Raw genomic sequence first — 13,252 nt, 5'->3', positions numbered from 1 at the left:
AATTTGCTGTTCAAATTTCCATGAACGATACCGCAATTTATAAAAAGAAATACCCAATTGTAGATTTTCCATGATGGATTGTAAACTTTACAATTTTCTTAAGATTCCAAAAACCATAGGAATTATAACTAATTGTTAAGAAAATGTAAACTCCGGTAATTTGATTAGCGCCCCGCCCTGTTTTGCCGACTCATGTGCCAAAATACCGACACATGTGATATTGGCCGATTGCTTGGCATTTGGATAGGGCGACCTATCTTGAATCAGAGCCTCGACAAATTCATGCACCAAATGCGGATGTGACCCCCCGTGGCCTGCGCCTTGGGTAAAGGATAGATGTTCATTCTCCTCGGAATCGTAAACTCCTTGGGTGGTAAAATGTTGGATTTCCTTGGGCAATAGCTTGGCATAATCCGGACTTTCAACCTCTTCCGGAATTTCTGGTTCCGGTTTTTTTGCGGTATGCACGACCAAGGGTTTTCCCTCTATCAAGGGCCATTCCACAGATTTTTTGGAACCATAGACTTCAAAACTTTCCCGATACTGCCTAGCTACATCGAATAACGACCGATACACTTGTGCACTTAAATCGGAATCCTTGAATTTAATATGGGTGGTTTCCACGGCATAGGGCGAATTGTATTCTTTGATCAATTCCTCCCTTATAGTACCAGAGCCGAAGCAGGAAACATATTCAGCCTCACCTTGGGTCAACGCCAATACAGGTCCCACACAATGCGTTGCATAATGCATAGGTGGCAATCCAGGCCAGTAATTAGGCCATCCATCCATATCCTGTTGGTGACTTGCCTTTAAAAATTGAACCTTGCCCAACTCCCCATTTTCATAAAGTTCTTTCATATATAAGAATTCCCGGGCATAGACCACCGTTTCCATCATCATGTAGGTAAGTCCAGTTGCTTGTGTCAATTTTACGATTTCTTCGCATTCCTCAACCGTGGTGGCCATGGGTACCGTACAGGCCACATGCTTGCCGGCTTTTAAGGCCTTAATCGATTGCTCCCCATGATTGGGTATGGGTGTATTGATATGCACGGCATCAATTTCCGGATCTTTCAGCAGCTCCTCATATGAGGTATATCTTTTGTCGATGCCGAAGGCGTCCGCCAAATCGTTCAACTTGGCCTCGTTTCGTTGGCAGAGAGCCACTAAATTCGCATTGGGATGCTTTTGATATATGGGAATAAATTCTGCACCAAAACCTAAACCGATAATGGCTACGTTCACTTTCTTTGTACTCATATTTTTCAATTTTACTTAAACGTATTCTTTAAAAATTTCAAACCTTTTTTTGCAAACTCATCTTGGTCGTTCGCCAGCTTTTTCCAAATATTTACGGCTGCGGCCAATTCGGGAATTTCTGGAGTGAAGCTTTCAATTACTATGGCCCCAGAATAATTCACGTCCTGTAATCCTTTTGCAAATTCGGCCCAAGGTGTCAAACCCGTACCGGGAATCCCCCGGTGGTTTTCCGAAACCTGAACATGAATCAATCTATCACCGGCCAAATTAATGGCTTTACGAATATCCTGTTCTTCTATGGTCATGTGAAATCCGTCCAGAATAATTTTCATGTTATCCTTTTCGATTTCATCCAATAATCTGACTACATCCGAAGTCGTATTGATCAAATCAGATTCAAACCTATTCAAGGGCTCCAATGCAATATCCAAACCGTATACCGCGGCAATATCTGACAGTACCCTTAAGTTCTTAACGGACCTCTTCCATTCCTTCTTCTTAACATCCTCGGGTGCCAAACGTGCCTTTCCCACAGCGGCATAGAGCGGTCCGGCGACAAAATTTGCACCAAGCGCGGAAGCTAGGGAAAAACATTTTTCCGCATGTTCAAAACAATTTTTGTGTAAAGTCTCGTCTTGAGAGGTCAAATCCTTATCATCGCCAAAAACAATACAAATCGTTGGTTGTAGTCCATGGACATCCAATGCATCCTTTACAACTTTAACATCAATTAAAGTCGGGTCTTCTACGGGAATTTCCACAACGTCAAAACCCATGGCCTTGATTTTTGGAAAAAGCTTTATTGTTTCCGTTGTAAAGGGCGATTGCCAAAGCCAAGTGCTTACACCAAAATTTATCTTGTTCTTCATGATTCTCTTCCTAAATTTTGGATATTATTTTACGACCATTACCCCTTGCATAATTCTCCAGTGACCAGGGAAGGTACATATAAATGGGTATTCACCGGGGGTTGTTGGTGCCGTGAATTTCAATGAATAGCTGTCGTTCGGGTTTAATAACGGAGTTGCAAATAATACATCATCAGTCTGAGGAATATAAAAGAGTTCCGCCGCATCTGGGTCCGCTGCCATTTTATCCGCCGCGGCACCTACCGCTTCCTTTTTACCAGGCTTGGTAATAATGAGGTTATGCTGCATAAAATCAGGGTTTTCCAATATCAATTCTACCTGTTCTCCAGCTTTCACTTCAAACTTGGTAACATCATATTTCATCTCGTTCGTTATTGTTTTTATAACGATCTTTTTCGCATTGGAAAAATCTTCATCAGTCATATCAGAAGAGACACCATCTTCATTGCCATAATTCTTTATAAGCAGTACGGCAAAATCCGCTTCTGTATATGTTTTTGCAATTTTATCAGTATAATTCTTTTCCACTTTATACTTCCATGGTCCGGCCAATGAGTATCTTTCCTCACCCACCCTGATGTTCATGGACCAACTTCTACCATAAATTCCGCCTTCACCCCCCGTATCATCAACACGTACGGTAATTACATTTTTCCCTGCTCTTAGAACACCTTTTGGAATATCATATCTTCGCATGGATTTATAGCTGGCCGCCATGCTTCCAACTTCGATTCCATTGATATATGTTACATCAGAATCATCAACGGGTCCTAAGGAAATTGTACCTACTTTATCCGAGGCCGATGAAGGTAAAGAGATTTCCTTCCTAAACCAGATAACTCCGTCTATATCCAATCCTGCGTCCTCTATATACTGTGGTAATTCCATACTCTCCCAATCCGCATCATTGTATCCCATGGCCGCCATATCATTGGTAGTTGCCTGAGGCATTTTGTAATTAGGGTTTTGCTGTTTAAAGGCGTTTAAAAACCCATCACTGTGTTTAGCGGATGCAGCATATATTCCTTTGAACATCCACTCGTCGTTTAAAACAGCTTCGTTCTTACCCAAATCATAGAGCAAAGAACCTATCTTTTGTGAGGAGGGCCTTTCTGAAAAATAAAGCAGTGCCTCCAGTTGTACATTCGGATCACGATCGTTGAGGGTATTCGCCTTGAACAAGGCATCGTCAGAATCGTCATTTCGGGGCAATAACTGGATGGCCGCTTTGCGAACGCCTGCAGCCTTATGGTACAGTGCTCCTTTCACCACTCCAAGGGCATTACTGTCCGATTCCAAAGCACCCAGGCCATCAATCGTCCAAAGTGCATGTAACGCGGCATTATTCAAGCCTTCGCTGTCAACCTCTTTTGTATTCGCCAATTTATACAGGTCATTTAAAACATCGGTTTCTCCTCGTTCCACCAAAAGACGTTGAGCGGTCAATCTCCAAAATTGATTGTCGTTGCTCAAGGCATCTACCAATTTATCCGGATCATCCTTAGACAGTGTTATGGGTTCGTAGGAATAGTCATATTTTGGAACTATTCTATAAATCCTGCCGTGGGACTTATCACGTAAGGGATTCACATAGGCATTTCCATCCCCGTTTTCTGCATCATATCCGCCCCTATCCTTATTTGGGGTGGGATTGTGCTGTACGATAAAATTATACCAGTCCGCGACCCAGACTACACCATCCGGACCCACTTTGGCTTCCACTGGGGAAGACCATTCATCGGCTGACGCAAAAAGATTACCGGCATCTTCCTCTACATATCCTGCGCCATCCTTTACGATTCTTGCTTGGTGGACCAAACCACCTGTAGGCTCGCAGACAAATGCAATCTTGTTCCAATACTTTTCCGGGTAAGCCCTAGCGGTATAGAAATGATGTCCTGCAGCGGCCGTAAAGCCACCAAAAACATCAACTTGTCTGTAATTTGGTGTAATAGGTTGCATCTCATAGTGACCGTCTATTTTGGCACTTCCATCCGTTCCAATTCCTTTTACATGGGTGAAATTGGCATTGGGTATACCTACAAAAACGCTGTGCGTGTTGTTTGCCGTAGATGCGAAGATTGAATTATCCTCTGTCAATCCCAATCCCCATGTATTATTGGAGGTGTTAGTCACTACTTCAAAGGTGCTTTTCTTAGGATTGAACCGGTATACGTTTTGGTTAAACTTAAAATCCTCTCCAAAAATCTGGCCCTCAAATCCGGAGTAGCCAACTACACCATATAGTTGATTATCTATACCATATTGCAAATTGGAAGGACCTGCATGCGTGTCAAAGGTACCCCAGCCTTCAATCAGGGTCTCCCGAACGTCTGCCTTGTCATCACCGTCCGTATCCTTTAAAAAGATGAATTCCGGTGCTTGGGAGACTACGATACCGCCATCGTAAAAAGCAAAACTGGTAGGGATATTCAATTTATCCGCAAATACAGTCACCTTATCGGCCTTGCCATCACCATCGGTATCTTCTAAAATTTTTACTTTATCATCACCTATACTATCATCATTTCTCACGGTATTGGGATAATCCACCGTTTCAATCACCCAAAGACGGCCTTTTTCATCCCAGTTCATCGCGATAGGATTTATGATATCCGGTTCAGACGCAAATAATTGGACTTCAAAGCCTGCCGGCACCTGAATGAACTTCTGGGATTGTTCGGGGGATAAAGGTAATTGATACTTTGGGGCGGGATCCCTTTGCTCGTAATTAGGAATATTATCCCTATCCTCATATTTCAAGGTAGGAATATCGGTAGTGAAAGCCAACCAATTCTCTTTTGCCTTTTCTGGAACGGCCCAAAGAATTCCCTCCTTGACCAAATTTTGGAAACCAGGGTTGTTCCAAGTGCGCTCATCGTGTCCGTATGCCGTGTAGAACACTTTTCCTTCCCCATAATTCTTAACCCAGGTCCATGGCTCCCTATGGTCACCCTCCACACGTTCCATTAAAACGTGAATATCATCTGCAATTTTATCATGTACGTAGGTTTCGTCCCATGTTTCAAAAGGTTTTAAATCCTTTGTGATCGGATGCTCCTTATCTACAACTTCAGCCGTGAAGGTACTGGTCTCGTGACTCATGAACTGCGCCCCTACCAAATCTATGTATTCTGGTGAATTTTTAAAACAAAAACTGGCCGAATGAATAGGAATAAAGGCGTGGCCTTCACGAACATAATCCAATAAGGCTTTTTCCTGCGCGTCCGTTATTTCTTCGTGATTGGCGTAGACTATAAGTCCGTCATACAACGAAAGTTTTTCTGGATTTAGGTCATCCACATCCTCCGTATACGTAATGTTTATGCCGTCCTTTGTTAAGGCCGTGGCCAATATGGGAAAGTACTCCCCAGAATTGTGGTGCTCAATGGAGTGCCCTAAGAACAGAAGTTCAATGCGGCGAGGAACATCATCTTTCCAAGTGGTTTCATTTTTTTGTTCCGACTTACAGCCTGAAAATAGAAGGAGTGCACTAAAAACGACTGCAGATATCCTATAAAAAGTCTTCATAAAATGACAGATGTTGATTTAAGTACCAATTTTAATTATAATTTGACAATAAAAATCCCTGTGATTTATCCTATCCTGACTGTATTTTGTCATATATCCGATTAAATTGTTAAATTTAAAGGCAAATAAGTGTTTTATTCTTAGCATATCATTGATTTTTTAAAATTCCAAATATTGAAATTAGCCTTAGAAAAATCCCCGATACCTAAGTCCCATGCCTTGGTTACCAAGGCTCTAAAACAGCCCATCTTCGACCCAAATTGGCATTTCCATCCAGAGTATCAATTGTTCATGGTATTAAAAGGAAGGGGCACTCAGTTTATTGGAGATAGCATTAGACCCTACAAGGAAGGGGAAATTACGTTTACGGGACCTAATCTGCCCCATCTTTGGCGGAGCGATATTGAAATAGGAAAAACCACAAAAGAAAATTTCTCAAAGGGTATCGTGGTTTATTTCAATCAAAATATATTGGGTGAAAACCTGTTGCAGAAAGAGGAAGGCCTAAAACTAAAACATCTGCTCAAAAGAAGTCTCAGAGGTCTATTAGTTACGGGTGTGACGGCCGAAAAAATCAAAACGCTGATGCAAAACCTAGTACATCAGGAGGGATTGGAGAAAGTGGTTGGCCTCTTGGAAATTTTGCACTTATTAAGCCAGACCGATGACTTGGAAGTTCTTGCCAGTCCTGGATATATCAATTCCCTAAAACAAGGGGATACAGAGCGCATGAACATTGTATATGCCTACGTAATGCAAAATTTCAGAAGTAAGATAGGATTGGAGGAATTGGCCGAGCTCACCAATATGACCCCTACATCGTTCAGCCGTTATTTTAAGGTCCACGCCAACAAGACCTTTTCAGAATTTGTAAGCGAAATACGGATTGGGCATGCATGCAAGTTGCTTCTGGAAGAAAAAATGAACGCTTCCCAGGCCTGTTATTCAAGCGGTTTCCAAACCCTTTCCAATTTCAACAAGCAATTTAAGGCCATCACCCGTAGAACACCATCGGCCTATAAAAAGGAGTTTGGCCCACTTTAAGTATCCGTTTCTTTAAAGTAATTTTACCATCATGATGAGAAACATTCAGTTGCGGGTTAGTTTGGAGGAGGCTGGGGATGAAAATATACTGGAACTAAAAATAGCCCGCCACTTGGGGATATCCACCGGTGAATTTACCTTTAAGGTCCTTCGAAAATCCATTGACGCCCGTAAGCCCACCATCTACTTTAATTATAAGTTGGCGGTATATACCAAGGGTGAAACCTTGGATAAAACCGAATATACATTTGAGTATAAAGATGTTTCAAAGGCCAAGCCTATTCACATCATAGGATTTGGTCCCGCAGGAATGTGGGCGGGCTTGAGATGTCTTGAACTTGGGTATAAGCCGATTGTTTTTGAACGTGGTAAAAATGTACAGGACCGCAGGCGTGACCTTAAGGCCATTAATCAGGAACATATCGTAGGTGAGGATTCCAATTACTGCTTTGGTGAAGGTGGAGCGGGGACCTATTCGGACGGAAAGCTCTACACCCGTAGCTTAAAACGCGGCGATGTAAGACGTATATTCGAAAGTCTAGTCCATCACGGTGCGAAGGAAGATATCCTCATTGATGCCCATCCGCATATCGGTACGAACAAATTGCCCAAAATCGTGCAGAACATGCGGGAAGCTATTCTGAAATATGGTGGTGAAGTACATTTTAATACTAGGGTGACCGACTTTAACATTGAGGACAACAGATTAAAGTCCATCGTATTACAAAACGAAAGTGAAGTAACGGTGGAACGGGTCATACTGGCCACCGGGCATTCGGCTCGAGATATTTTTGAACTACTCCACAAAAAGAAAGTTGCTTTGGAGGCTAAGAGCTATGCGATGGGTGTACGGGTGGAACATCCCCAAGAAATCATCGACAGTATTCAATACCACTGTTCCGGTCAAAGAAATGAGTTGTTACCAGCTGCTTCCTACAGTTTGGTGGAACAGGTGAAAGGCCGTGGAGTGTATTCATTCTGTATGTGTCCCGGTGGCTTCATAGTACCGGCTGCAACCGCCCCGGGTGAAGTTGTGGTGAATGGAATGTCCCCCTCCAAACGTAACAACCTCTTTGCGAATTCGGGCATTGTGGTGGAAATAAATGTGGACGAGGACATTCCCAAGTACGAACACTTGGGGGCATTAAAAGGACTTGAGTATCAAAAAGATTTGGAGCGTTTAGCTTTTACTTCAGGAGGAAGGTCGCAAACAGCTCCTGCACAACGATTAACGGATTTCGTAGAAGGTCGGCTTTCCGCCGACTTAAACCCAACTTCCTACCAGCCTGGTTTGAAATCGGCCCCCTTGCATTCACTACTACCCAAACTCATTGGGAGTCGCCTACGAACGGGGTTCAAGGCCTTCGGTGAAAAAATGCATGGCTATTATACCGCAGAGGCAAATATCGTGGGTGTTGAATCCAGAACTTCTTCCCCGGTCACCATTCCAAGAACCAAAACCTTGGAACATGTTCAAATAAAGGGTCTATTTCCATGTGGAGAGGGCGGTGGTTTTGCAGGGGGGATCGTTTCAGCGGCCATGGACGGGGAACGTTGCGCCGAAGCAGCCGTTGTGGGGCTTTGAAGGGAAGTTTAAGTTCGGAGTACAAAGTCCAACCGCAAGTTCAAACTCAAGTTAAAGTTCAGAATTTAAATTAAATTGTTTGAATCCCCCAAACCAACATCAATCAACAAGCAACCAACAACGAATAACCAATAACGAACAACCAGCCATCACACTAACACAAATAACCCTACCTTTGCCACTTATTTAAAATAAATGACATTTAAAGAACTTGGCCTTGCAGAACCTATTTTGGAGGCCTTACAAAAAGAAGGGTACACCCACCCTACTCCCATTCAAGAACAAGCCATTCCCATTTTACTTAAAAAGAAAGACTTACTAGGAGTTGCCCAAACCGGTACCGGGAAGACGGCAGCCTTTAGTATTCCCATTTTGCATCATCTTTATGAGGGTATAAGCCTACGGGACAACCGGAGAAAGGTCAAGGCCTTGATCGTGACCCCAACACGGGAATTGGCTATACAGATTGGGGAAAGCATTACGGCCTACGGCAAATACACCGGACTCAAAAACACCGTGATTTTTGGTGGGGTCAAACAAGGTAAACAAGTAAATGCGCTAAAAAGCGGCGTGGACATTCTTGTTGCTACACCCGGTAGGCTATTGGACTTAATGAACCAGGGGTATATCACATTTAAGGATCTTGAGTTCGTTGTATTGGACGAAGCGGACCAGATGTTGGATATGGGTTTCATCCATGATGTAAAAAAGATCATCGCCAAATTACCCCCAAAAAGGCAATCGCTATTCTTTTCTGCAACGATGCCCCAGGATATAGTGGAACTTTCCAGGGCCATGTTAGGCGATTTTGAACGTGTAACCATCAAACCTCAACAGGCCACAGCTGAAAAGGTTGATCAAGGTGTCTATTTTGTGAGTAAAAAGAATAAGCCAAAACTGTTGATACATCTGCTCCAGGAACGCCCTAAAGATTCGGTATTGGTATTTTCAAGGACAAAGCATGGTGCCAATAAAATCGTAAAAAAATTATCGCAGGCCGGTATCAAATCGGCTGCCATACATGGGAACAAATCCCAAACTGCAAGACAAAAGGCCTTGGGGGATTTTAAGGAAGGTAAATTAATGGTTTTGATTGCTACCGATATTGCGGCAAGGGGTATTGATGTGGACGAACTTTCAATGGTCATAAATTATGACCTTCCCAATGTTTCCGAAACCTACGTACACAGAATAGGAAGAACCGGAAGGGCCAATGCCAGTGGAATTGCATTATCGTTTTGTGACAAGGAGGAACGCCCCTATCTTCGGGATATAGAAAAACTAATCAAACAGGCCGTTCCCCGTATGCCGGAGCATCAGTTTATAGATGATGATTCAGAGACCGAAGAGGACGTAAAGCCCAAACATCAGAAACCGAACAAAAATTCGCATCCAAATAAGAATAAAAACAGGAACCGAAATAGAAACCGAAATCGGAGCAAAAATCGGAACCAACAACAAAACAAATCCGGAAAGCCCAGGTTCAAGGGAAGTGCTCCAAAAAAGGACAATTCCTAAAAGCTGGGACCGTCAAGCTCTCGCATAGAAAATTGCAAAAAGGTATCTTTAACCTTTTAATAATAAAAGATGCAACGACAATTACTTGTTTATGGTAGTGGCCGCCATACAGTTCCATTTTTGGATTATATGGCCAAAGCCACAGGAAAGAATAAACCTAACCTTTGTTTTATTCCCACGGCCAGCGGAGAGGATCCAGAGTATATAAAGTCCTTTTATGAGGTCTGTTCCCAAATTGATGTAGTACCCCATGTAATGAGTGTTTGGATTAATTCCTACGACCAGAAAGAAAGCTTTGAGGAAATCATCCTAAGAATGGATGCCATTGTGGTTGGCGGTGGCAACACCCTGAACATGTTGGCTATCTGGAAGGCCCAAGGTATAGATGTAGCCCTAAAAAAGGCCTATGATAATGGGGTAGTCATGGGTGGTGGCAGTGCGGGCTCGCTCTGTTGGTTCAATGCAGGAACAACGGATTCGAGACCTAAGGAACTTAGTATCGTTAATGGCATGTCTTTCATTGACAAAAGCCATTGTCCGCATTATAATTCGGAAACTTCAAGACGTCCTTTGTACCACAAAAATATTCTCTCGGGCAAGCTGAGCGACGGCTATGCCTGTGACGACCGATCGGCAATACACTTCCTCGACGAGGAAGTACATACCTCTGTTTCTTTGGATGAAAACAACCATTCCTATTATGTCCGTAAAAAGGAGGGAAAAATTATGGAAGACAGATTGGATTCAACTATACTTTAACAGTTCCTAGTGGAGGTTGATATTTTGTTTTTGTAGATATAAGTTTTAAAATATCAGTTCAATTGATGTAAGTACAAAGGTCAACGGATTTATTTATTACTTTTAGAAGTAACCACTTGAAAGTTATCCTTCAATCCATGAAAACCAATTACAGTGCCATCCTTGTCCTTGCTTTTCTAATTACCTGCTGCAAACAAAAACCATCACAAAAGGAAACTCCTACCTTTGTCCATAACATAACTGATGGACCCACCCCCTGGACCAGTGCCATTTTTGAGCCCACGGAAGACGACTTTACCTTTGCCATAATTTCCGATTTGAACGGGGGCGAACGCGACGGGGTGTACAGTGCTGCCGTAGAACAATTAAATGCCTTGGACCCGACCTTTGTCCTGAGTGTGGGCGACCTCATCGATGGCGGAACGGAGGATACGCTGCAATTGGCGAAAGAATGGGATTCCTTTGAAAACAGGACATCAAAATTAAAAATGCCCTTTTTCCATCTTGGTGGCAACCATGACCTCACAAACCCTACGATGCGAAGCATTTGGAAGCAACGCTTTGGCCCAAGATACTATCATTTTCTGTACGATGATGTACTCTTTCTTATGATGGATTCTGAGGATTACGAGGAACAGCGCATGGTGGAAATCTATGAGGCACGTGCGAAAGCCCTAAAAGTCATCGCGGGGGAAATAGAAGGCGTGTATGAAGAAACGGAATACTATAATATGCCGGAGCGTCAACTAGGGGGTATGAGCTTGGAACAATTTGAATATTTTAAGAAGGTTCTGGAAAAAAATCCTGATGTTGCATGGACTTTTGTGCTTATGCATAAACCGCTATGGCAACGGGAAGATGATAAAGGTTTAAATCCCTTGGAAAATCTTATGGCTGACCGGCCCTACACCGTAATCAATGGACATATCCACTCCTTTTCCCATAGGATAAGGAACAACCGGGATTACATTATTTTGGGAACTACGGGTGGTGGGCAGTCTGCCCAAGATTCTATGGCCTTTGATCATATCTCCCTGGTGCGCATGGCCAAGGAGCCCGTAATCACCCACTTAAAAATGGAGGGTATTTTGGACAAAAAAGGGGAACTGCCAAAAAGTGGTTCGCTGATACATTAGGTAAAACATGATAAAATTCCTCCGTAAAATTCGTCAAAACCTTTTAGAAGAGGGCAAAATCAGTAAATACTTGAAATATGCTATTGGCGAAATTGCATTGGTAATGATTGGAATCCTATTGGCCCTTCAGGTGAACAATTGGAACCAAGATCGTCTCAACAAGGATTTAGAATTTCAATACTATGAGCGTCTTTTAGATGATGTTAGGGAAGAAAAATTAATTATTGAAGCCACTTTAAACTATTCCAAACAGGTTGGTGAACATGCCAAATCTGCTGTCGCCGTTTTTGAAAATTCTTCCAATTCTAACCCTGATCCTGTTGCCAATCTCGTAGATATGTATCAGGCTAGCCAGCTTCTAGACCCTTATTCTGCGTCATCAACCTATCAGGAGTTAATTGCTTCAGGTCAAATCAACCTCATCCAAAACGATAGTATAAAGACCGCATTAATTAGATATTATGATATTGAGTGGTCAGAATCTGGCGTTGCTGTACTTGAAAACACCTATAGAAAGAATCTAAGAGGAAAAATGCCTGATGACGTTCAGGCAAAGATTAGATCAGCCTGTGGAGATACTTATGTGAAAACCGGAAATAGTTACTTCCCCAAGCTACCAAAGGAATGTAATATACAACTGGACCATAATTACGCCAAATCGGTTGTTGAAGCATTGCTTAAAGATGAAAGTTTAAAAAATGACTTGCGCTATTTAATTGGTAATGAAGAAGGTAAACAAAATGATTTAATGTCCACAATGGTACAACTTGAGAATCTAAATATGTTATTAGAAGGAATAAACAATGATTAAATTCTTCCGTAAAATTCGTCAAAACCTTCTAGATGAAGGCAAAACATTAAAATATTTCAAATATGCTGTTGGCGAGATTGTGCTGGTTGTCATTGGTATCCTGATTGCCTTACAGGTCAACAACTGGAATGAAAACAGGAAAGTTGATGGTGAAATCGTGAAAATTCTTACCGAAATACGCAGTAATCTCATTAGCGATAGTCTTAACATTGAGAAAACCTACAGCGAAAAATTAGAAGATATCAATATACAATACACCGTAATCAATAAGCTCGAGGCAGGTGATATTCCTTATGATTCCATTAATTATCACCTAGGACGTGTTATGTTGGCCAGGCGTATCGTGTTAGTAGATAATGGCTACCAATTGATAAAGAAATTAGGAATAGAACTCCTACAAGATCAAAATCTTCGTAATAAGTTGACTAGTTATTATACCACTACCATAATAGAAATCAATGATGATACCAATGACGACGATTTTGAGTTTCGCACCGTGTTACTCCCTTATGCCCGCAACCATTTTAGAGATTATACTTGGGGCACAGAAGCTATCCCCGCAGATTATGAACAACTCAAATCGGATCTTTACTTTCTCACTTCCCTGAAGATAAATATTGGAAACGAGGAAGGTACCCTTCTTGACTTACGGGAAGGAAATCGGGCCATCCAGGAACTGCTACCCATACTTGACAAAACCCTGTCCTCCTATCAAAAAGGAAACTAATACTATCGC

Annotated in this window: 10 protein-coding genes; 7 read left to right on the top strand and 3 right to left on the bottom strand. The window is 42.3% G+C overall.

The window, feature by feature from the left end:
* Positions 1-135 precede the first annotated feature (135 nt).
* Genes F0361_RS12180 through F0361_RS12170 form a run of 3 tightly spaced genes read right to left on the bottom strand, consistent with a single transcriptional unit; the run spans position 136 to position 5,663 of the window.
* Positions 136-1,263 carry a Gfo/Idh/MocA family oxidoreductase gene (locus F0361_RS12180; RefSeq protein WP_154918865.1) on the bottom strand — a complete coding sequence of 376 codons (1,128 nt, stop codon included), beginning with the start codon at positions 1,261-1,263 and terminating at the stop codon, positions 136-138.
* Positions 1,264-1,274: 11 nt separating this feature from the next.
* Positions 1,275-2,132, bottom strand: a complete 858-nt coding sequence (locus F0361_RS12175; protein ID WP_154918864.1) for a sugar phosphate isomerase/epimerase family protein — start codon at positions 2,130-2,132, stop codon at positions 1,275-1,277.
* A gap of 24 nt (positions 2,133-2,156) precedes the next feature.
* A complete protein-coding gene (locus tag F0361_RS12170; protein WP_154918863.1) occupies positions 2,157-5,663 on the bottom strand; it encodes a PVC-type heme-binding CxxCH protein in 3,507 nt (1,168 codons plus the stop codon).
* 174 nt (positions 5,664-5,837) lie between these two features.
* Here F0361_RS12170 and F0361_RS12165 point away from each other — a divergent pair, with 174 nt between their 5' ends.
* The 7 genes from F0361_RS12165 (at position 5,838) to F0361_RS12135 (ending at position 13,243) form a co-directional block, all read left to right on the top strand.
* A complete protein-coding gene (locus F0361_RS12165; RefSeq protein ID WP_154918862.1) occupies positions 5,838-6,707 on the top strand; it encodes an AraC family transcriptional regulator in 870 nt (289 codons plus the stop codon).
* 31 nt (positions 6,708-6,738) lie between these two features.
* Positions 6,739-8,292, top strand: a complete 1,554-nt coding sequence (locus F0361_RS12160) for an NAD(P)/FAD-dependent oxidoreductase (RefSeq protein WP_154918861.1) — start codon at positions 6,739-6,741, stop codon at positions 8,290-8,292.
* Positions 8,293-8,487: 195 nt separating this feature from the next.
* Complete coding sequence (locus F0361_RS12155) at positions 8,488-9,810, top strand: DEAD/DEAH box helicase (RefSeq protein ID WP_154918860.1); 1,323 nt, start codon at positions 8,488-8,490, stop codon at positions 9,808-9,810.
* Between the two features lie 69 nt (positions 9,811-9,879).
* Positions 9,880-10,569: a Type 1 glutamine amidotransferase-like domain-containing protein gene (locus F0361_RS12150; protein ID WP_154918859.1), complete on the top strand. Its 690-nt coding sequence runs from the start codon at positions 9,880-9,882 to the stop codon at positions 10,567-10,569.
* A 137-nt stretch (positions 10,570-10,706) separates the two neighbouring features.
* Entirely contained in the window at positions 10,707-11,705 is a 999-nt protein-coding gene (locus F0361_RS12145) for a metallophosphoesterase family protein (protein ID WP_154918858.1), read from the top strand.
* A gap of 7 nt (positions 11,706-11,712) precedes the next feature.
* Positions 11,713-12,516: a hypothetical protein gene (locus F0361_RS12140; protein ID WP_154918857.1), complete on the top strand. Its 804-nt coding sequence runs from the start codon at positions 11,713-11,715 to the stop codon at positions 12,514-12,516.
* Positions 12,509-13,243 carry a DUF6090 family protein gene (locus F0361_RS12135; protein WP_154918856.1) on the top strand — a complete coding sequence of 245 codons (735 nt, stop codon included), beginning with the start codon at positions 12,509-12,511 and terminating at the stop codon, positions 13,241-13,243. The genes F0361_RS12140 and F0361_RS12135 overlap by 8 nt, the downstream gene beginning before the upstream one ends.
* The last annotated feature ends 9 nt before the right edge of the window (positions 13,244-13,252 follow it).

The organism is Maribacter flavus (assembly GCF_008386635.1).
Taxonomy (GTDB): domain Bacteria; phylum Bacteroidota; class Bacteroidia; order Flavobacteriales; family Flavobacteriaceae; genus Maribacter; species Maribacter flavus.
The sequence above is the reverse complement of the archived record's forward strand: the minus strand, read 5'-3'. Positions and strand labels throughout refer to the sequence as shown.